This window comes from Sulfitobacter guttiformis (assembly GCF_003610455.1).
Lineage (GTDB): Bacteria > Pseudomonadota > Alphaproteobacteria > Rhodobacterales > Rhodobacteraceae > Sulfitobacter > Sulfitobacter guttiformis.
The window spans coordinates 389,189-410,499 of sequence record NZ_RAQK01000002.1 but is presented as its reverse complement, the minus strand read 5'-3'; the positions used below and the strand labels follow the sequence as shown (position 1 = coordinate 410,499).

The 21,311-nt window shown below is 57.2% G+C and carries 18 protein-coding genes; 11 read left to right on the top strand and 7 right to left on the bottom strand.

Annotation, left to right across the window (positions count from 1 at the left end; translation table 11 throughout):
• The first annotated feature begins 39 nt into the window (after nucleotides 1-39).
• The 7 genes from C8N30_RS14615 (at nucleotide 40) to C8N30_RS14585 (ending at nucleotide 8,872) form a co-directional block, all read left to right on the top strand.
• On the top strand, nucleotides 40-2,208 hold the full coding sequence (locus tag C8N30_RS14615; protein WP_051567140.1) for a sensor histidine kinase: 2,169 nt from the start codon (nucleotides 40-42) through the stop codon (nucleotides 2,206-2,208).
• A complete protein-coding gene (gene ntrX / locus C8N30_RS14610) occupies nucleotides 2,201-3,598 on the top strand; it encodes a nitrogen assimilation response regulator NtrX (RefSeq protein ID WP_037967866.1) in 1,398 nt (465 codons plus the stop codon). The genes C8N30_RS14615 and ntrX overlap by 8 nt, the downstream gene beginning before the upstream one ends.
• 225 nt (nucleotides 3,599-3,823) lie before the next feature.
• Nucleotides 3,824-5,200, top strand: coding sequence for a Trk system potassium transporter TrkA (gene trkA, locus C8N30_RS14605; protein ID WP_025062055.1), 1,377 nt, complete (start codon nucleotides 3,824-3,826; stop codon nucleotides 5,198-5,200).
• Nucleotides 5,201-5,270: 70 nt separating this feature from the next.
• Nucleotides 5,271-6,749, top strand: coding sequence for a TrkH family potassium uptake protein (locus C8N30_RS14600; RefSeq protein WP_198021492.1), 1,479 nt, complete (start codon nucleotides 5,271-5,273; stop codon nucleotides 6,747-6,749).
• A gap of 127 nt (nucleotides 6,750-6,876) precedes the next feature.
• The gene (gene hfq / locus C8N30_RS14595; RefSeq protein WP_007119530.1) at nucleotides 6,877-7,116 is read left to right on the top strand and encodes an RNA chaperone Hfq; all 240 of its coding nucleotides are present in this window, start codon (nucleotides 6,877-6,879) and stop codon (nucleotides 7,114-7,116) included.
• Nucleotides 7,113-8,411, top strand: coding sequence for a GTPase HflX (hflX, locus tag C8N30_RS14590; RefSeq protein WP_037967867.1), 1,299 nt, complete (start codon nucleotides 7,113-7,115; stop codon nucleotides 8,409-8,411). Before hfq ends, hflX begins: the two co-directional genes overlap by 4 nt.
• Nucleotides 8,412-8,467: 56 nt before the next feature.
• Nucleotides 8,468-8,872 carry a DUF2177 family protein gene (locus C8N30_RS14585; RefSeq protein ID WP_025062058.1) on the top strand — a complete coding sequence of 135 codons (405 nt, stop codon included), beginning with the start codon at nucleotides 8,468-8,470 and terminating at the stop codon, nucleotides 8,870-8,872.
• Nucleotides 8,873-8,886: 14 nt separating this feature from the next.
• On the opposite strand, the gene C8N30_RS14580 is transcribed toward C8N30_RS14585, so the two are convergent.
• On the bottom strand, nucleotides 8,887-9,450 hold the full coding sequence (locus C8N30_RS14580) for a pseudouridine synthase (RefSeq protein ID WP_025062059.1): 564 nt from the start codon (nucleotides 9,448-9,450) through the stop codon (nucleotides 8,887-8,889).
• A gap of 2 nt (nucleotides 9,451-9,452) precedes the next feature.
• Entirely contained in the window at nucleotides 9,453-11,921 is a 2,469-nt protein-coding gene (locus C8N30_RS14575; protein ID WP_025062060.1) for a penicillin acylase family protein, read from the bottom strand.
• On the opposite strand from C8N30_RS14575, the gene C8N30_RS14570 reads away from it, so the two are divergent.
• Nucleotides 11,854-12,891, top strand: coding sequence for an NAD(P)-dependent oxidoreductase (locus C8N30_RS14570; protein WP_084273569.1), 1,038 nt, complete (start codon nucleotides 11,854-11,856; stop codon nucleotides 12,889-12,891). The two genes, C8N30_RS14575 and C8N30_RS14570, sit on opposite strands and share 68 nt — an antisense overlap.
• 57 nt (nucleotides 12,892-12,948) lie before the next feature.
• Here the strand turns inward: C8N30_RS14570 and C8N30_RS14565 are convergent, their stop codons facing one another.
• The 3 genes from C8N30_RS14565 to hemB all read right to left on the bottom strand — a co-directional run bounded on the left by C8N30_RS14565 (nucleotide 12,949) and on the right by hemB (nucleotide 15,145).
• On the bottom strand, nucleotides 12,949-13,515 hold the full coding sequence (locus C8N30_RS14565; protein WP_025062062.1) for a lipid-binding SYLF domain-containing protein: 567 nt from the start codon (nucleotides 13,513-13,515) through the stop codon (nucleotides 12,949-12,951).
• Nucleotides 13,516-13,736: 221 nt separating this feature from the next.
• Nucleotides 13,737-14,021 carry a hypothetical protein gene (locus C8N30_RS14560; RefSeq protein ID WP_025062063.1) on the bottom strand — a complete coding sequence of 95 codons (285 nt, stop codon included), beginning with the start codon at nucleotides 14,019-14,021 and terminating at the stop codon, nucleotides 13,737-13,739.
• A 122-nt stretch (nucleotides 14,022-14,143) separates the two neighbouring features.
• A complete protein-coding gene (hemB, locus tag C8N30_RS14555) occupies nucleotides 14,144-15,145 on the bottom strand; it encodes a porphobilinogen synthase (protein WP_025062064.1) in 1,002 nt (333 codons plus the stop codon).
• Nucleotides 15,146-15,272: 127 nt separating this feature from the next.
• Here hemB and C8N30_RS14550 point away from each other — a divergent pair, with 127 nt between their 5' ends.
• On the top strand, nucleotides 15,273-15,800 hold the full coding sequence (locus C8N30_RS14550; RefSeq protein ID WP_025062065.1) for a hypothetical protein: 528 nt from the start codon (nucleotides 15,273-15,275) through the stop codon (nucleotides 15,798-15,800).
• Between the two features lie 33 nt (nucleotides 15,801-15,833).
• Nucleotides 15,834-19,319 carry a transcription-repair coupling factor gene (mfd, locus tag C8N30_RS14545; RefSeq protein ID WP_025062066.1) on the top strand — a complete coding sequence of 1,162 codons (3,486 nt, stop codon included), beginning with the start codon at nucleotides 15,834-15,836 and terminating at the stop codon, nucleotides 19,317-19,319.
• A 38-nt stretch (nucleotides 19,320-19,357) separates the two neighbouring features.
• Here mfd and C8N30_RS14540 read toward each other — a convergent pair whose 3' ends face one another.
• Entirely contained in the window at nucleotides 19,358-20,581 is a 1,224-nt protein-coding gene (locus tag C8N30_RS14540; protein WP_025062067.1) for a multidrug effflux MFS transporter, read from the bottom strand.
• Nucleotides 20,582-20,686: 105 nt separating this feature from the next.
• On the bottom strand, nucleotides 20,687-21,085 hold the full coding sequence (locus C8N30_RS14535) for an adenylyltransferase/cytidyltransferase family protein (protein WP_198021474.1): 399 nt from the start codon (nucleotides 21,083-21,085) through the stop codon (nucleotides 20,687-20,689).
• On the opposite strand from C8N30_RS14535, the gene C8N30_RS19415 reads away from it, so the two are divergent.
• A complete protein-coding gene (locus C8N30_RS19415) occupies nucleotides 21,084-21,275 on the top strand; it encodes a hypothetical protein (protein ID WP_170151174.1) in 192 nt (63 codons plus the stop codon). The genes C8N30_RS14535 and C8N30_RS19415 overlap by 2 nt on opposite strands.
• Nucleotides 21,276-21,311 lie beyond the last annotated feature (36 nt).

The following is a 21,311-nucleotide window of genomic DNA, read 5'->3' as shown; positions in this document are numbered from 1 at the left end:
TTGTCGCGGTTGCGACGGCTCAGGCGCGTCAGGACGTTGATGACCTTTGGTCTGGTGGTGCTCGGTCCCTTGCTGGCGCTGGCAACCTATCTGGCGCTTGGTCCTCTGGATCAGGGCAGCACGGATACCCTTCGGCTTATTCTGCTACTCGATCTGATCTATATTTTGTTCGTTGCTGCGCTTGTGTTGTCACAGGTGGCGCGTTTGGTGCTGGCGCGGCGGGCCAAATCTGCCGGATCTCGGCTGCATTTGCGGCTGACTGGCGTGTTTGCGCTAATGGCGCTGATTCCTACGGTTTCCGTTGCCGTCTTTGCTGTGTTGACAATTAACGTCGGCATTGAGGGGTGGTTTTCGGAGCGGGTGCGCGAGGTGGTCGGCAATTCGCTTTTAGCCGCTGAAGCCTACGCCGAGGAAGAGCGTGCGGGCCTGCGTGAGGATGCGCTGAGCCTTGCGCGCAGCATTGATCGTGCGCGGCGCGGCGGGATCGAGCTGAGCGACAGCGAACTGTTGGGCGAGGGGCAGCGCCAGATCCAGCGCGGCCTGCGCGAGGCTTATATGATCGATGCCACCGCTGAGATTCGCGCCCGCGGTGATCGCTCATATCTGTTCGATTATGATGCGCCCACGCCCGCCCAGATCGCGAGCGCCAGCGATACGCAGGTCCGGATTATCGAGGATTGGGCCAACAACGAGTTTCGGGCAATTATCCGGCTCACGTCCTTTGTCGACAGGTTTTTGTATATCAGCCGCGAGGTAGACGGCGAAATCCTCAGCCTGCTGGAGGACACGCAAGAGACCATCCGCCTCTACCAGCAACTCGAGAGCGAGCGCGGCAAGATCCTCTTCGATTTCGGCCTGCTTTATCTGGCTTTTGCAGTGATTATCATTCTTGCGGCTGTCTGGCTCGGTCTATGGTTTGCGGAGCGACTGTCAGGTCCGATCGGACGCCTCACGGGCGCGGCGCAGCAGGTCGGCGGCGGTGATCTGGATGTGCATGTGCGCGAGGATGACGGTGACGACGAGATTGCGGAGCTGGGCAAATACTTTAACCAGATGACCCGACAACTCAAAGGACAACGCAACACATTGCTCGACAATACCCGCCAGATTGAGCGGCGCCGCCGTCTGTTTGATTCTGTGCTAAGCTCGGTCACGTCCGGCGTTGTGGGACTTGACCCCGAAGGGCGCGTGACTTTCGTCAACCGCTCTGCCATGCGCCTGCTCGATTGGGAGGAAGACCAGCAATCGCTGGCCCTGACCGTAGCGGTGCCCGAATTTGGACCCCTCTACGAGACGCTGACCACCACCGCGACCGAGGCCACCCAACAGGAGATCAAAGTCTCGCGGCAGGGCAGCATGGAGAATTTGCTGGTGCGGATGGCCACGCGGCGTACCGATGACGGACGGCTTGAGGGATATGTTGTCGCCTTTGACGATGTGACCGATCTGGTCAGCGCGCAGCGGATGGCGGCGTGGGGGGATGTGGCGCGCCGTATCGCCCATGAAATCAAAAACCCACTGACCCCAATTCAACTTTCGGCGGAGCGGATCAAACGTAAATTCGGCCCCAAACTTGGTGCAGACAGCGACAGTCTCGAGCAGTTGACCGGGGTTATCATTCGCCAGACGGGTGATTTGCGCCGGATCGTTGACGAATTTTCGAAATTCGCCCGCATGCCCGAGCCCGAGCGCCGTGCGCAAGACCTCAAACAGCTGGTGCGCGATGCTGTGTTGCTGCAAAAAACCGGCAGACCGGACATCAAACTCATATCTGACGTTCCGGACGCAGAACTCCCCGCGCTGATCGACGGAACAATGATTACACAGGCTTTGACAAATCTCATCAAGAACGCAGGCGAAGCCATAGACACCCTTAAAACAGACGGCGCGCCCGACGGGTTGGAGCCACAGGTCCATGTCCATTTGCACAGCGATGGCGTCTTGGCGCATATCACGATTGCGGACAATGGAATCGGCTTGCCGGAAGACCGCGCACGCTTGTTCGAGCCTTACGTGACCACCCGCAGTGAGGGCACCGGCCTTGGCCTGCCGATCGTGAAGAAAATTATTGAGGAGCATGGCGGCAGCCTGACCCTCATGGATGCACCTGTTTTCGAGGGGCAGAACCATTTTGGTGCGATGGCGGTGATTACACTGCCACTGGGCATCGACAACATTACGGGCAATGAGGAGAAAAATCATGAGTGACATTCTGATTGTGGACGACGAGCGTGATATCCGCGAACTGATCTCGGACATTCTGAAGGACGAGGGCTTTTCCACACGGCTGGCCGGCAATTCGGATGATGCAATGGCTGCGGTAAACGCCGAGCCGCCTGCACTTATGATCCTCGATATTTGGCTAAAAGACAGCAAAATGGACGGAATCGACATTCTCAAGACCGTCAAGCGTGATAACCCTGATGTGCCGGTGGTGATCATCTCGGGTCACGGCAACGTGGAAATCGCGGTCGCCGCGATCAAGCAGGGCGCGTATGATTTCATCGAAAAGCCGTTCAATATCGACCAGTTAATGGTGGTTATCCGCCGTGCGATGGAGACTTCCCGCCTGCGCCGCGAGAACCTCACACTAAAACGCCGCGATACGACCACAGCTGAAATGATCGGTAATTCCGGCGCCTTCCGCACAATGGTGGGCCAACTGGACAAGGTGACGAAATCCAATGGGCGGGTGATGCTGACCGGTCCAGCCGGTGCAGGTAAGGAAGTCGCGGCGCGTTATATCCATACCCATTCGAACCGCGCGTCTGCCCCCTTCGTTACTGTCAATTGCGCCGGTGTCGCGCCGGATCGTATGGAAGAAGTGCTGTTTGGCCGTGAAAGCACCGAACGCGGTGTCGAGCCGGGCCTGCTCGAGCAAGCGCATGGCGGTGTTGTATATTTCGACGAAGTTGCTGATATGCCCATGGGCACGCAGTCGAAAATACTGCGCGTGCTTGTCGATCAGCAATTCACCCGTGTCGGCGGAAATGACAAAGTACGAGTGGATTTGCGCGTAATTTCAAGCACGAACAAGGATCTCGCGGCCGAAATCGCGGCCGAAACATTCCGCGAAGAGCTATATCACCGCCTTAATGTCGTACCGATCGCGGTGCCGTCATTGGCGGAGCGGCGCGAGGATATCCCTCTTCTGGCGGCGCATTTCATCTTTGAGTTCAACAGCAGCCAAGGCCTGCCGCTGCGCGAGATCAGCGATGATGCGCAGGCCTTGATGCAAACAATGGTCTGGCCGGGCAATGTTCGCCAGCTCAAAAATCTGGTCGAACGTGTGCTGATCCTCGGAGAGGGTTCCGCGCCCATCGAGGCACGCGAATTGCCCGGTGAAGAGGACCACAGCGAAGAAGAGGGGCGCGTTGTTTTGTCGGGTGCCATGGCCAGCCTGCCGTTGCGCGAGGCCCGCGAGGCATTCGAGCGGGAATATTTATTGACCCAGATCAACCGCTTTGGCGGCAATATCAGCCGCACGGCCAATTTCGTCGGCATGGAACGGTCTGCGCTACACCGCAAACTCAAAAGCCTCGGCGTAGTCACATCCGCAAAGTCCGGCACCCGTATTGCGCAGGGCGACGACGATTGAGAGGCGTGCGCAGTGGCCAATAGGGTGCAATGCCTCTTGACCCCGAAAATTGCGCACGGTGCTGTCGTGGCCGAAACTTATCTGCATCGGTGCCTGCCTGCTGAAAAAGACAATTGAATTGACCCCGCAGGTCGGTTCTGACATCCCTTGGTTCGTGGCCGGGGCGGCATGGCATCGTCGCCGCATCCGCTTTTTACTGCCGGTGCAGCAGGAGAACCTCTCTAGATGAAAGTCATTATTTGCGGTGCAGGGCAGGTCGGTTGGCAAATTGCCCGCCATTTGTCTGGAGAGCGCAACGATGTCACAGTCGTAGACAGCAACGCCGACCTCATTCGCCGTGCCACCGACACGCTTGATGTGCAGGGTGTTGCAGGCTTTGCGAGTTATCCCGACGTCCTTGACCGCGCCGGTGCACGCGATGCCGATATGATCATTGCCGCAACCCATTCGGACGAGGTCAACATGGTGACCTGTCAGGTGGCCCATTCGGTTTTCGGCATCCAGCGTAAAATTGCCCGCCTGCGCTCGCAGTCCTACCTTGATGCAATTTACTCCGATCTCTACCGCCGTGACCATCTGCCCATCGATGTTGTCATCAGCCCCGAGCGGGAGGTGGCCGCAGCCGCGCTGCAACGCCTTGCTGCACCTGCCGCCTTTGACACAGAGCAGTTTATGGACGGCCACGCGCAGCTGTTAGGCATAAACCTCGATGAGGATTGTCCGGTGCTCAAGACTCCACTGCGGCAGCTTAGCGACTTGTTCTCGACGCTGCGCGCTGTGGTGGTGGGAATCCGCCGTGACGGCACCCTTTTTGCGCCGCAGCCCAAAGACCAGCTTTTTGCAGGCGACGATGCCTATATCTTCGTACACCGCGACGACATCTCACGCTCTATGGAGATTTTCGGCAAGACCACAAGCACGCAGGACCGTATTGTGCTGGTCGGCGGCGGCAATGTAGGGCTGTCGGTTGCTCTCACGCTGGAGCGGCGCACAAAGCGCGTGCGTACAAAGGTGATCGAGAAAAACCGCCAGAATGCTGAGCGTGCCGCCGAGGCGCTTGAGCGTACGATCGTCCTCAACGGTGACGGCCTTGACGCCGCCCTGCTGGCAGAGGCGGGTATTGACCGCGCCGATGCGATGCTTGCGGTGACTGACGACGACAAAACCAACATGCTGGCCTGCGTGCGAGCCAAGGCCGAAGGCTGTCCTTATGTGATCGCGCTGATCAATGACCCGACGCTCGTACCGTTGATGCAGCCCTTGGGCATCGACGCTTATATCAATCCGCGTTCGACCACTGTCAGCTCGATTTTGCGCCATATCCGCCATGGGCGGGTGCGCTCGGTCTATTCAATCGGGGACGCCGAGGCCGAAGTGATCGAGGCCGAGGTTATGTCTACCTCGCCGATGACTGGCAAGCGCATCCACGAGATCGACTTTCCCGAAGGCGCGCTTGTGGGGGCTGTACGCAAGGGCAACAAGATCATACGCCCGATGGGCGACACCCGCATTGAGGAGGGGGACGTGATCGCAGTGTTTGTTCTTACCAAAGACGTCGCACAGCTCGAGCAGCTGATGCAGGTCTCGATCGATTTCTTCTAGAAAAGGGGTTTTTGTGCTGCGCAAGCCCTCCCTTTTAGACAGACTTTTACAGCTACCACTGTTTTTGTTGATGTTTGGCACGGCATCCGTATCGATGTTCGTTCCCGCAGGTTATGCCGCCGTTGCCGACCGGCACGCCACAAGTCAGGCGTTTTTCTATGCAGCCCTCCTCGGGTGCGTAGTCTTTATGCTCATCGCGATTGCACATGCAGGCCGCGCGCCGCGACACGGAGCGCTGGGGCCACTCATGTCGCTGTTTTGTGCGTTTGCTTTTTTGCCGGTATTTTTCGCTGTGCCCTTTGTCGAAGCCTTGCCGACGACGCGGTTCTACAACGCTTATTTCGAGATGTTGAGCGCGCTTACCACGACGGGTGCTACCCTTTTTGATGACCCTGCACGCCTTGGGCCTGCCCTTCATCTCTGGCGCGCGCAGGTAGGCTGGATGGGTGGTCTGCTGATGTGGGTTGCAGCTGTGGCCATTCTGGCACCGCTCAACCTTGGCGGTTTCGAGGTCACAGCACAGGCAGAACCGGGCCGGCGTGAGACAGGCCTGTATAATGATGCGCCCATTAACCCAAACCGGCGCATCTGGCGTGCAGTCCAAACTCTGACCCCGCTTTATGCCGGTCTGACACTCATGCTTTGGGTTTTACTGATCTTTTCAGGGCAAAGCGCGCTGGGAGCGCTGTGCCGTGCGATGTCGGTCATGGCCACCTCGGGTATTTCTGCGGGCCCGGCCATTGACGGGGCACCTGTCGGCGTTGTCGGCGAAATGATACTCGCTCTTTTCATGCTCTTTGCGCTGTCACGGCTAACGTTCTCCTCAGACACAATGACGGCCTCGCAAGGGGGGCTGCGAACGGATCCGGAATTCCGTATCGGGCTTATGATTATCGCCTTAGTTCCGTTCGTTCTGTTTGCCCGTCACTTTTTGGGGGCATTCGAGCTGGGGGGGAATGACACGTTTCTGGGCGGAATCGTGGCGCTTTGGGGGTCGCTGTTTACGGTACTATCGTTTCTGTCGACCACCGGATTTGTTTCAGAATACTGGGCCGAGACCCAGAACTGGTCTGGATTGCGCACACCCGGCCTTATCCTGATGGGGCTGGCGCTTGTGGGGGGCGGTGTTGCAACAACCGCTGGCGGGGTAAAGCTGTTGCGCGTGTTTGCGCTCTACCGAAATGCCATGCGCGAGATGGAGCAACTCGTGCACCCCAATTCGGTGTCGGGGGCAGGTGTCGCGGGGCGGCGGCTGCAATCCGGTGGTGCTTTTATCGCGTGGATTTTCTTCATGCTTTTCGCCCTTTCATTTGCTGCTGTCACGCTGGCGCTGACCTTGGTGGGCGTTACTTTTGACGAGGCGCTTGTTCTGTCGATCGCGATGTTGTCCACAACAGGGCCCCTCACTGAAGTCGGTGGGCAATCGCCCATAACACTTATGGCGCTCAGTGATCCAGCCAAGGCGATTCTTGCCGGTGCGATGGTTCTGGGACGCCTTGAAATGCTGGCGATCATCGCGTTGTTGACGCCCGACCTGTGGCGTGGCTGACACGGCCCGTAACGGCCCTGTGCAATTGCTTGATTTTGGGGGTGGAAACTTTTGGGCGTCCCCTCCATAGTCATGCCGTAGCGAGCCGTTCGCGGCTAATGATAAGAAAAAAATGAAAGATCAAACTATGGCGTCTGACAGACAGAACCTCCAGGATGCGTTCCTGAACCATGTACGCAAGACAAAAGTACCGGTTACGATTTTCCTGATTAACGGGGTCAAGCTTCAGGGTGTAATCACCTGGTTTGATAATTTCTGTGTTTTGCTGCGCCGCGATGGTCAGTCCCAGCTTGTGTACAAGCATGCGATTTCGACGATTATGCCAAGCCAGCCCATCAGCCTTTATGAAGGCGAAGACGCTTCTTGAGCAAGCCAGAGTTCCAGATCGACGAGACGGACGGCCCCGCGCAAACGCGTGCATGGGTCCTGCATCCTGACATCAAAAACGATAATGACCGCCGTGAGGCCGTTCCTGCCTTGGCCGAGGCTGTCGCCTTGGCCGAAGCATTGCCGAACATTGAGGTCATTGGTGCCAATATCGTGCCGCTGCGTACCCTCAATGCCGGTCACCTGTTCGGAAAAGGCAAGATTGCCGAACTAAAACAAATTCTCCACGACGAGGAGGTAGAGCTGGTATTGGTTGATGGCCACGTCACGCCGGTGCAGCAGCGTAACCTCGAAAAAGCGTGGGATGTAAAACTTCTTGATCGCACAGGCTTAATTCTTGAAATTTTCAGCGACCGTGCTGCGACCCGTGAAGGGGTCCTTCAGGTCGAGATGGCGGCGCTCAACTACCAGCGCACGCGCCTTGTGCGGGCATGGACCCACCTTGAGCGGCAGCGCGGTGGACTTGGCTTTGTTGGCGGTCCCGGCGAGACGCAGATAGAATCCGACCGCCGTGCCATTGACGACCAGTTGGTGCGCCTCAAGCGGCAGTTGGAAAAAGTGGTCAAGACCCGTGCGTTACACCGTGCAGCACGGGCTAAGATTCCGTACCCGATTGTGGCGCTTGTCGGCTATACGAACGCAGGTAAATCCACGTTGTTCAACCGGCTGACCGGTGCCGATGTTCTAGTCAAGGACATGCTTTTTGCCACTCTTGATCCCACCATGCGCAGTCTTGAATTGCTCGATGGTCCGGAAATCATCCTGAGCGATACTGTTGGCTTCATCTCGGCACTGCCCACCGAGCTGGTCGCGGCTTTTCGCGCTACGCTGGAGGAAGTGCTGGCCGCAGATATCATCCTGCATGTGCGTGATATCAGCCATGCCGAAACCTTCGAGCAGGCGCGCAATGTGCGTGAAATCCTTGCATCGCTTGGCGTGCCATCCGAAACGCGGATGTTCGAGGTCTGGAACAAGCTTGACCTGCTGCCCGAAGCCGCCGCTGATGCGGTGCGTGAGCGTGCGCTGCGCGACGAGAATGTTCTGGCGATTTCCTCAATCACCGGTGAGGGGCTTGACCTGCTGCAAACGACCGTGGCGGATGCGCTTCAGGGTGCTATGCGCACGGCAGAGCTCTCCCTTGCATTTTCTGAAGGACGCAAGCGCGCTTGGCTTTTTTCGCAGGATGTTGTGGTAAGCGAGACGCAGACCGACGACGGCTTTGATGTTGTGGTCCGTTGGTCTGCTGAAGTGGAAGCCGCGTACCAGCGCCTCTAGATTTCGCGTCCGACTGCGCCATATAGAAACGGGAAGCCATTTTCCGGAGCCCTTCTATGTCTTACGCTATAGTATACCTTATTTCGTTCGTTGCCTTTCTGATCATTGACTTTGTCGGGTTGAGCTATTTGATCAAGCCAATCTTTTCCCGTGATATCGGTCATTTAATGATCGAGGATTTTCGTGTCGTACCGGCATTCCTGTTCTATGCTTTCCTGATATTTGTGGTGATGTGGTTTGTCGGCTGGCCGGCACTTGAGGGAGATAAGTCCCTGCTATGGGTGTTCGGATCTGCTGCTTTAATCGGCGCTGCGTCCTATGGGACATTCGAATTTACCAACTACGCGATATTACGGGACTGGACGCCGACCCTTGTGATGGTGGATCTGACTTGGGGTACGCTCGTGACTGGCGCTACGGCTGCGATCGGCGTAGCCGCGACACGGGCTATTGGTGTTTGACACCCAGCTTTGGATTATGCGCCTTCGGCGGAGGCAAATCGCCATGCGCCGGGACGCAGCTGGTTGAGGTTCCAGTTCCCGACCTGGAGACGGATGAGACGCAGCGTGGGCAGTCCGACATGGGCTGTCATGCGGCGTACCTGCCGGTTACGACCTTCGGATATTGTCACTGACAGCCAGGCGTCAGGCACGGATTTACGGAACCGGACAGGCGGATCGCGCTCCCAAAGGTCTTCTGGAGGCGCGCTGATTTCGACGCGGGCTGGGCGGGTGATACCGTCCTTGAGGGTCACACCGCGTCTTAGTGCTTCGAGCGCTTGTTCGTTCGGTGTACCCTCGACCATCACTAGGTAGGTTTTTTCCAGCTTGTATTTCGGGTTAGAGATCCGCGCCTGAAGCGGACCATGGTCCGTCAGCACCATCAACCCCTCGCTGTCACGGTCAAGGCGGCCTGCGGGATAAAAACCCTTTTCGTCGATAAACCTGGAGAGCGTTGGACGTGCTGACCCCTCGCTTCCCTTGTCGGTAAACTGTGACAGGACGCCGAAGGGCTTATTGAATATGATGACGCGAGGGATGCTCATGGCGCAGTTGGAACCAGCCGCGTAACGCCAACGGCGGCAGCCCTTGCGAGTTCCTGATCGAGGGACATGGGAATATATTCACCGCGCCGCCACAACTGTGCCAGATCGTCATAGTGACGTGACAGGAAGTGCCCTGATTGCCCTGTGGAGGAAACAAAGACCGAGCTGTCAGGATCGGCGAAATCATACACACCACGGTAGCCTGCACCGTGGACATTATGGAATGGGTCTGGATCAGTCCCTTTTGTACGACCGCGCATCAGCGTATTGTCACCGCCAGAAGTGCTTTGACGGATGTTCACGAAATAGCGCAGCACAGGAACACTACCCAAAACAGGATGATCGTGGGTTGCCTGATGCACATCGCCCCAGCGTAGAGACTCGAGCGAGGTCCCGTAAGTATTTGAAATTGTTAGAAGTGCATCGTCAAGTGCAAGGCGAGCCATATCTGCGCAGGTTTCGATTGGTGCTGACTGAAATACGTCACACCACGCGGATGCCCCCTGTATATCGCGGAATACCCTCTCGATGAACAACGGTTCGACGTGATCAAATTCACCTGCCAGCGGGCCAAGCTCGTCTTGAATGAGACGCTCTTGCAAGGCGCGCAGCCATGTTGCGTAAATCAACGGCTCCGGCAGGTGTTCATTCATTTCACCAGACCAGCCTGCGAGCAGGGCAAGGGCGCGTTGGCGCAAAGCCTCGGGTGTACCCGCAGGTGCCGCCTCTCCGGTGAACCATAGCTCCGCCCCGATGAGCGGCAAAAGCGAGCGCGCGGTAAAACTCACAGTATCGAGCTGTCCTTCAATAAAGCTGTCGCGGGTATGGACCTGACGGCTTTGCATCAGGCGCTGCCAGCGTTGAACGCGCTGGGTATCACCCCATAAAAATGAGATATGATTTGGAAAGGCTCGTGAAATCATCTTGTTGTTTGTATTGCCCAGAATGCCACCTTCGGGCGCTACAAATCCGGGGTTGGATGTGTAGGGCAGCATTCCCTGCCACCTGTTGGTGGCGATCCAGCCGGGGCTTGGCATACGGCCCTGACTTTGATGTGCGGGGTCGCGTTTTGGTGCGGCGCCAATGGTTTTCATCGCGATGGTCTCGCGGTCTACAAGAATGAGGTTCTGCGAGGGTGCAATAAACTTTTCGGCCGCACCAATCCCGTCAGCAACTGTTTTGGCCCTCATCAGCTCCATTGCGGCCTGCATTGTGGTATCGCGCTGGCTCAGCACAGTCCACGCGACCGACGCCACGTGACCGGGAGGTGTGATGGCAGCGAGGTTATAATGGCTTCCCGGCAGCACGGGGCCATTATCTGTCCAGCGTAGGGTGAGTGTGACCGGATCAAGATCTTTCACATTGATGATCGAGGCGCGGGTGCGAAAGCGTTTGAAACCATCGGGTGTGCGATATTCCTCTCGGTTGGCGGGGTTTATCTCTTCAACATAAACGTCCTGATCATCCAGATACGAAGAAGTAAGGCCCCAGCCCAGATCGGCGGACCGCCCTGCGAGGATCACAGGAATGCCGGGAATTGTGGCACCGATAACGCCCCCTGTTTGCAACTCAAGTCGCGCAAGATACCAGACCGAGGGCGCTGTGAACCCCAGATGCGGGTCGTTCGCCAGCAGGGTCCCACCCGAAGCAGAGCGCGCGGGCGTGGCTGCCCAAGCATTTGATGCGCCCGCAAGAGCGGTGCGTTTAAACGGCGACAGCGGGTGTGGCGCAAAGGGAATGTTTTCGGCAAACAAAGGCATCTCGGGGAACAGGCTTGCGTATTCTGGTAGGGCGGCAACACCGGCACCCGGTGCATCGGGCAAAATATCACGCAACCGGTCCTGATCGGGCAGGGCAAGCGATGTCCGCGCGCGGATTACTTCTGCGTCCAGATGGCCCGACAACTGAAGACCCATCAGCTTGACAATGGCAATACTGTCGGCGGGCCGCCACGGGGCCATAGGTGCGTTGAACAAAAACATCTCCGGCGCACCACGCCCCAGAGCATCGCTATTGATCTGGTCCAGACGCGCATTCACACCGGCGGCATAGGCCCGTAATGCATTTCGGGTGGGCGTATCCAGCGCCTCGAAGGAGGCAACCGAGAGGGCGTAGATATCAAAACGGCGCAGCAGCTTGTCCACATCGAGTGTCGATGCACCGAACACCTCTGACAGTCGGCCCTGCGCGGTGCGCCGCATGGTGGTCATCTGCCACAGCCGGTCCTGCGCATGGGCAAACCCGAGGCCAAAAAATACATCCTCGTCGTTTTCGCCGAAAATGTGAGGGACATTGGCGTTATCACGCACGATCTCAACGGGGTTCTCGAGGTTTGGCACCTCGACCTGCGCATTGTAATCGGGCAGTGACCGCGAGGCGAGCCAGTATACCATAGCGATGATCACCACGCCCACAACAAGTAGGGTCGCTGCGATCCGTATCAGCCAGCGGAAAACCAAAGCCATCTTATATCCTTTTGCGTTCGCACCGCGTTTGACCCTAAGGTTTGCGGTGATAGATACAATCGCAGCAATAGCGCAACATCAAAGCAAGGAAAAGCAAATGGCAAAGCTGGCATTTTTGGGTCTGGGCGTCATGGGGGCGCCGATGGCGGGTCACCTGCAAAATGCAGGTCATGACGTCACAGTGTATAACCGCACAGAGGCCAAAGCAGAAGCATGGGCAGAAACCTATGGCGGTGGATATGCCGCGACTCCGCGCGCAGCAGTTGAGGGCGCTGAATTCGTCATGTCCTGCGTGGGCAACGACGATGATCTGCGGTCTGTCTGCTTGGGGGAGGATGGTGCGTTCGCAGGCCTTTCATCCGGTGCAGTGTTTGTCGATCACACAACCGTGTCCGCGGCAGTCACGCGGGAGTTGCACTCTGCCGCAGCGGACCTCGGCATCAACTTTATCGATGCACCGATATCTGGCGGGCAGGCAGGTGCGGAGAACGCTCAACTCTCGATCATGTGTGGCGGCGACGAAGCGTCATTTGCTGTGGCTTTGCCTGTGATGGAGGTCTATTCCAAAATCTGCCGCCGGATCGGCGATAGCGGCGCGGGTCAGATGACCAAGATGTGTAACCAGATTGCCATCGCCGGTGTGGTACAGGGCCTCTCCGAAGCGCTGCATTTTGCCGAAAAAGCCGGTCTTGATGGCCGCGCTGTGGTTGAAGTAATCTCACAAGGTGCCGCTGGAAGCTGGCAAATGGCCAATCGCTACGAGACGATGCTCGACGACAAGTTCGAGCACGGGTTTGCCGTTGACTGGATGCGCAAGGATCTGGGCATCTGTCTGGGCACCGCAGACGAAACAGGAGCGAGCCTGCCGCTCACCGCGCTGGTCGATCAGTTCTACAAGGATGTGCAAAAGCTTGGCGGTGGCCGCTGGGATACATCAAGCCTGATACAGCGTCTGCGAAAAATGGGCTGATCCGCCCCGCTATGTAATCAGATTGCGGCGCCACAGAGATGTGGCGCCGATTTTCGCTCAGGGAATGATGCGGGTGTATTTTGTGCCATCCAGCGTCGCGCCAAGGCGCAGACCAGCCCGGGCGAACACCACCGCAAGCACGGGCGACAACACTGTTGTCGTATCCGCGCTCAGGCTATCGCCTTTGTCCGAGATAACATATTCGATATTGCCACCTGCGGCCCAACCGGGTGAGCGGCGGAAATCGCTGAGCGCATCGTTTGTCATAAAAAACAGAACATGGGCATATTGTTGAGCACCGATCTGTAATCCGCCCGTGGCCTTGGTCACCGAATAATAGTCCACAGACGAGTTGTTTACCCGCAGCGCGCCGCGCCCATAAGCACCGCCAAAGCCAAGGCCCGCTTCGGTCACCAGTGGCATTACCAACATACCGTTCGCCTTATCGGCCAGAGTGCGGGTATTGGGATACTCGCGGAACATCTGGTCCAGGGTGGCATTCACCCGCGCGTCGATGGTGCCAGACCCCGACGATCCGATGCCGTTGCCGCAGGCGGCCAGAGTGCCGGTACCGGCGACAGCGCCGAACGCAAATGCGCGGCGCGTAAGAATTGAATGGGTCATATTATCTGCCTGTTTCGTTACACTGCTCTAGCGCCGGTATTGTCCAGCTTAGTGACCACTATAGGCGGTGTTTCGCAGTTTGTCATGAGCTTTGCTGGTATGGGCGAAAAAATGCTGTGCCTTGCTCGGTTCCGAACGGCTTGTCGCTGCGCTGCCGTGGCGCGACGCGGTATTGCGCGGCCCCGCCGTTCCTTGGAATGACAGGGTCGCGCAGGGTTGTTTCACCGGTCTACGCCGACGCCGTCCTGGCGAAGCGCGAGCATGAAAATTTCGCGATATATCTCGCGGGTTATGACGGGGTTCGCCGAAAGCTCGTATTGCGTCACGGATACCGGAACCCGCGCCTGAATAGAGACAGAGCGGAGATCATCAGAAAAACGCATACACTTATTATCCGCGCAGAAATGGCCAGGCGCTACCCGCACACCCTGTTCGGCGGTTTGTGCAAACAATGCACCTGACCCAAGTGCGATTGCTGCCGCACTGCTTAATATCAACTTTTTCATAAGATTAACCTTATCCCATACTGTTACGTTGTGACCTGAAAATGGTCATCACGTGCAGATCGACAAGGGCAGTCGCAGAGTTGTGACAGGGTGCAATATTGTGAAGGCGCAGACAGGGAAAATTATCTGTGGTTGAGCAAGCGTGCAGCGGCGGGGGCAAAATACGTGAGAATTCCGTCACATCCTGCACGTTTGAATGCCATCAGGCTTTCCATCATTACGCGCTCTTCATCGATCATGCCCGCCTCTGATGCCGCCTTGATCATGCTGTATTCGCCTGAAACCTGATAGGCAAAGGTCGGCGCGCCAAATGCGTCCTTCACGCGGCGACAGATGTCGAGATAGGGAAGGCCGGGTTTGACCATAACCATATCCGCACCCTCGGCCAGATCACGGGCGACAAGGCGCAATGCCTCGTCGCTGTTTGCGGGATCCATCTGATACGTTTTCTTGTCACCGGTCAGCGCACCCGACGCCCCAACCGCATCGCGGAAGGGTCCGTAAAAAGCAGAGGCGTATTTGGCCGCATAGCTCAGGATCATTACGTTACGGTGGCCGTCCGCCTCAAGCCCTGCGCGGATTGCCGCAATGCGTCCGTCCATCATATCAGAGGGTCCAATGATGTCAGCGCCTGCCCGCGCTTGCTCGACGGCCATCCGCACTAGCGCTTCTACAGTTTCATCATTGATGATTTGGCCATCCACTACGAAGCCGTCATGCCCGTTGATGTTATAGGTATCAAGCGCCACGTCCGTCATCACCACCAGATCGGGGAGGGCGGATTTGATTGCGCGAATGGCGCGGTTCACGTGATTGTCGGGGTCCCACGCGCCGGCACAATCCTCCGTCCGCTCCTCAAGGCCGGTATAGGGAAAAAGGCACAGCGCGCCGATCCCTAAATCCCAAGCCTCTTGTGCAGCTTCGACAATTTTATCGACCGAGCGGCGCATAACACCGGGCATCGAGGGGATTCCCTCGATAATCCCCTCACCGCCGCGCACGAAAACAGGCCATATGAAATCAGCCGGAGCGAGGTAGTTTTCACGGACCAGTCCGCGAATACCCTCATTTTGGCGCACACGGCGGAGGCGGGTTGCGGGGAAAGGCGCTTGGATCGGTTGCATTGTCATCGTCCTTGAATACGTGTCATGCAAAGTTGACACATGTTTTTGCCATGCTCAAGTGCCTCTTGGGGGTAGGAATTACCCGAACCCGGCGCTAAGGAGAGTAAGCAAATGAACGGAACTTCCTGTGGATTGGTACCAAACCCTTTTTGAGCTCATTGATATGCGATCCTTCTCGAACCTGTGGTTCTGGATCGTGCTGGCGGTTGTATGGTCAACGACCAGCCATTACGGCATTGGTGTACCGTTTGATATGGTCCTGCGCGCAAAGCGCCATGGCGGCCAAACCGAGACGGACCTTGAGGATCTGGTCCGTATAAACACCAACCGGATCATGTTTATCGCAAACATGTCAGGCCTGTGGATCGCAGGCTTTGCGTGTTTCTTTCTGACTATTCTTGGGTTGCTCGGATTCGTCTATGGCAATGAGTTCGCGCAATCGCTAATCTTGCTGGGGTTCCCGCTATCCATTGTCGGACTGCTGAGCATTTCGACCGCGCGTTTGATCCAGCAGGAAGATGCCCGTGGCGAGCATTTGCGCAAGCGGCTGATGCGCCACAGGCTCTATACCCAGATTATCGGAATGGTGTCCATTTTTGTGACAGCCCTTTGGGGTATGTATCAGAACCTCAATGTTGGCCCTTTTGGCGGTTGACAGCAGGGGCCAGCGGGCCACATCACCTGAAATATGAAATCAGCCTCACATATCACGCTTTCGGGCGCACCCGAAGGGTTTGACGCAGCGCTATTGTTGGCGGAACTGGGTAAATCCGGCGCGCCGCTTTTGCACATTGCCCGCGATGACAAACGCATGGCCGCAATGCAGGAGGCCTTGCGGTTTTTCGCACCCGACATGCCGGTAATTGTTTTTCCGGGCTGGGATTGTCTGCCTTACGACCGGGTATCGCCGAATGCCGACATCTCCGCCACGCGGATGGCTACGCTGGCGGGTCTGGTCCATGGGATGCCATCGCAGTTCATCCTGCTGACAACGCTAGGCGCCGCGACCCAGCGTATTCCGCCTCGAGACATACTCAAAACAGCTGCATGGAGCGCGCAGGTCGGCACGCGCGTCGATGAGAAAGCCTTACGCGAGTTTCTGGTGCGCATGGGGTTTGTCCAAAGCCCCACGGTGATGGAAGCGGGCGATTACGCGGTGCGTGGCGGCATCATCGACATCTATCCTCCCGGTGATATGGGGCCTGTCCGCCTTGATCTGTTTGGTGACGTCCTAGACGGTGCGCGCCGTTTCGATCCCGCCACCCAGCGGACCACCGAAAAGCTTGATCTGGTGGAGCTTGCTCCCGTTTCGGAGGTTATTCTCGACGAGGCGGCGATCACGCGGTTCCGGCAGAATTACCGCATCGAATTCGGTGCAGCAGGCACCGATGATCCGCTCTACGAGGCGATCAGCGCGGGACGCAAGCATCAGGGTGCCGAGCACTGGTTGGCATTCTATTATGAGCATCTTGAAACGCTGTTCGATTACCTTCCGGATGCTACCATCAGCCTCGATGATCAGATAACTGCGGCGCGCCTGTCGCGGTGGGACAGTGTTGCCGACCAATATGAAACCCGCAAGATCGCGATGGCCAACCGCTCCAAAATGGACAGCGTTTACAAGCCAGCACCTGCAAGCGGTCTCTATCTCGATGATGCTGCTTGGGAGGCAGCGGTTGCCACGCGCCGCGTGCTGCAACTTGCCCCGCTGCCTCAGCCCACAGGTATGGGTGTGATTGACGCAAGCGGCCGCATCGGCCGTAATTTTGCGCCGGAGCGACAACAGGAATCTATCAGCCTTTTCGGATCATTAGCGGCACATGTTAAAGTGAAGCTTGAGAAAGGGCCGGTCCTCATCGCCAGCTATTCGGAGGGCGCGCGCGAGCGTCTCACCGGCTTGATCGAGGAGGAAGGCCTGTCCGAAGCAATCCATGTGCGCGATGCCACTCGGATCGGGAAACGCGGTCTGCATCTGGCGGTCTGGGCACTTGAACACGGGTTCGAGGGGCCACTGCCCACTGACAAGGACCGCCATCTGACGGTGATTTCAGAGCAGGATGTGTTGGGCGACCGCCTGATCCGCCGCCCCAAGCGCAAGCGGCGCGCCGAGAACTTCCTCAGCGAAGTCCAGAGCCTCACGCCGAACGATCTGGTTGTGCATGTAGATCACGGTGTGGGTCGCTATCTGGGGATGGAGGTCATAACCGCAATCGGTGCTGCACATGAATGTCTTGTGCTGGAATACGCCGAGCAGTCGAAGCTCTACTTGCCGGTCGAAAATATCGAATTACTGAGCCGCTATGGCCACGAGGAAGGCCTGCTAGACAAGCTGGGCGGCGGGGCATGGCAGTCTAAAAAGGCACGTCTTAAGGAGCGCATCCGCGAGATGGCGGATAAACTTATCCGCATCGCGGCGGAGCGTGCATTGCGCCGTGCGCCGGTTTTGGAACCACCGCCCGGCATGTGGGACGCGTTCAGCGCTCGGTTCCCATATCAGGAAACCGACGATCAGCTTTCCGCGATTGGTGACGTGATCGACGATCTAACCAGCGGCAATCCGATGGACCGGTTGATTTGCGGTGATGTAGGCTTTGGTAAAACCGAAGTTGCGATGCGCGCTGCTTTTGTGGCCGCAATGTCGGGTGTTCAGGTTGCGGTGATTGCACCTACAACGCTGTTGGCGCGCCAGCATTACAAAAGCTTCGCCGAGCGGTTCCGCGGGTTTCCCATCGAGGTGCGTCAGTTAAGCCGGTTCGTCACGGCCAAGGACGCCACTGCCACGCGTGACGGCATTACCAAAGGGACTGTCGACATTGTTATCGGCACCCATGCATTGCTGGCCAAGACGATCCGGTTCAAGGATCTGGGCCTGCTGGTTATTGACGAAGAGCAGCATTTCGGTGTGAGCCACAAGGAGCGGTTGAAATCCATGCGCACGGATGTGCACGTGCTGACCCTGACCGCGACACCGATCCCGCGTACCTTGCAGCTGAGCCTGACGGGCGTGCGCGATCTGAGCATCATCGGCACGCCGCCCGTGGACCGGCTGGCGATCCGCACCTATGTATCCGAGTTCGATACAGTGACCCTGCGCGAGGCGCTGCTGCGCGAGCATTACCGTGGCGGGCAATCATTTTATGTGGTGCCGCGGATCAGTGATCTGGCCGAGATTGAGGCGTTTCTCAAAGACCAACTGCCCGAGCTAACCTATGTCGTAGCCCATGGCCAGATGGCGGCGGGTGAGCTGGATGACCGGATGAATGCATTTTATGACGGCAGCTATGACATCCTTCTGGCCACCACTATTGTTGAATCCGGCCTCGATATTCCCACGGCCAACACGATGATCGTGCACCGCGCCGATATGTTTGGCCTCGCACAACTCTATCAGATAAGGGGCCGCGTGGGCCGTTCCAAAACCCGCGCCTATGCTTATTTGACCACCAAACCACGGGCCAAGCTGACGACACTGGCCGAGAAACGGCTGCGGGTTATCGGCAGCCTCGACACGCTGGGGGCAGGGTTCACCCTTGCCTCCCAAGATCTCGATATTCGGGGCGCGGGCAATTTGCTGGGCGAAGAGCAGTCGGGACAAATGCGGGACGTGGGCTTCGAGCTTTATCAATCTATGCTTGAGGATGCGATTGCAAAGATACGGTCGGGCCAGCTCGAAGGGGTTGTTGACAATGACGGGCAGTGGGCGCCGCAGATCAATCTTGGCGTGCCGGTTCTCATCCCAGAAGCCTTTGTGCCTGACCTCGATGTGCGCCTTGGGCTTTACCGCCGTTTGTCGGAGTTGACCAAAAAGGTCGAGCTTGAGGGTTTCGCCGCCGAATTGATCGACCGGTTTGGAACGCTGCCGAAAGAGGTGAACACCCTCTTGCTGGTGGTGCGGATCAAAGCGATGTGCAAACGCGCAGGCATTGCCAAACTTGATGGAGGGCCAAAGGGCGCGACGATCCAGTTTCACAACGACAAGTTCGCCTCACCAGAGGGGCTGGTTCAATTTATCAATGACCAGCGCGGATTGGCAAAGGTCAAAGACAACAAGATCGTCGTGCGCCGCGACTGGGCCACCGATACCGACAAGATCAAGGGAGCTTTTGCGATTGCAAAAGATCTGGCCGAGCATGTTGTCGCCAAAGAGAAAGCTGCGAAGCAAGCAAAGGCATAGGCGGTGTTAGAGCAGCCTATACCAATCGTTGGAACTGTTTAGGACTGTGTCGCCATCTTGCGCATATGGCGGGCCATAAAGAACATCGCGGCGATGCTGAGGATCGCGAGAACCAGTACAGAAAGCACAAGCATCCGTTCGGCGCCATTGAACTGGGTTCCGATCGGGCCGGAGATAGCGACAGCGCCGACAGTTGCAATTGCGCTTATTACAGATGCCGCAATGCCGGCGATATGACCCATAGGCTCCATCGCGAGGGCATTGAGATTGCCGAAGCTCAGGCCTGCCTGAAAGAAAATGCAGGTCTGCCACAGCAGAAAAAAGTAAAATCCGTAAGGGCCAGCCCCCAGATCAAAGGCGTAGAATGCACTCGACAGTACAATTTGCCCGCCCAAGGCGCAGGTGATCAGCTTCCACATCCCGAAGCGCACAACGAGCAGAGCGTTGAGCAAGCTGGCACTACCGGCAACAATCGCGACAACAAAGAACCAGTAGGGGAACTCGTCAGCGCGCCCATAAACGATATCATAGATCGGCTGCACCAACATCAGCGTCAGAAATATCATGCCCGAAATGAGCATCTGCACAAAAATCGAGAGGCGCACAACGGGGTGTGCCACGACCTCTTTGACGGCGCTGACCAGCAACGGGAAGCGGACAGGACGACGATTTTCGGGTGGATGGGTTTCGGGAAGGCGCACCATCATCCAAACGGTGAACACCAGCGCAAACACTATAAAGGCAGCAAAGATACCGCGCCAGCCGGTCCATGCGATGATCAACGAGCCCAGCAAAGGGGCGACCGCAGGCACCAGTACAAATATCATCATCACGATCGAGAGGATCTGGGCCATCTGCCGGCCTGCGAACCTGTCGCGTACGATCGCGGTCGACACCACACGCGGACCCGCAGCGCCAAGGCCCTGCAACACCCGCCCGACAAGAACCATTTCGAGCGACTGGCTGACCCAGGCCAAGGCAGCGCCAATCATGAAAAGACCACTCGACACGAGGACAACACGTTTGCGCCCATAGGCATCCGACAGCGGACCCATGAAGAATGTACCGACCCCCATGCCAAGCAGGAACATACTGAGGATCAGCGGCGCGTTTTCGGGACGATCAGGTGACAGTTCGGCACCAATCTCTGGGAGCGCGGGGAGCATCGCATCAATAGAAAAGGCGACCGAGGCCAGCATCATCGCGAGAAGGGCAACAAACTCGGTGCGCCCCATCCGGAAGCTGTCGGGGGAGGTTGTCAAAAGGCGCTCCGATACAGGAAGGGATACCTGCTTGAGGTACGCTGTATCTGTTAGGCTATGCGCGCTATGGTAGCAAACAAAAAGAGGTCAGGCGGCGCTCAATTATCAGGCGGACGCAACTCTAAGCGCTTGTTGTGGAACAGCATTGAAGGGGCGACGCTCTCCAATAATGTCGGCACGGGGGATGTAAACTACGTTGGTAATATCCTCGAATGCGTCAAACTGGCCCGTCCATTCTTCACCCATCGCAAAGACGGACACATTATAATTGATGATGTCCGCGTACTTCTGGTCCCATTCTTGTTCTGCAATAACGCGGCTCACAAAACGGCAACTTTCCAACATCAGGCGGCGCTGCGCATAGGGGGTGATCGCAGGTACGCCCATTTTGGCGTTATACGCATCCGTCGAGCACCCCACGATCAACTCGCTGCCCAGCATAGACAGCCGTTGTAGCAATCGTGCATGCCCTTGATGGAAGAGATCGAATGACCCATAGGTCATGACAACGCGTGAAGACATTGCAGACAGCATAGAAATAGCCCTTCTCAATACACCAAACCCTGCGCAAGCGCGCAACATGAGCGGAAAGGCGATAGAAATATCGCATCTTCGTCAGAGAGGGGAACGCCCGGAGGGGGCGATTGCCTGTTCACTGCCTGCCTACCTGCTCAAAGGTAATTTTATTAAATGAGGCTTTTTGCCCCTTGGTCGTGATTCTAGGCTACGC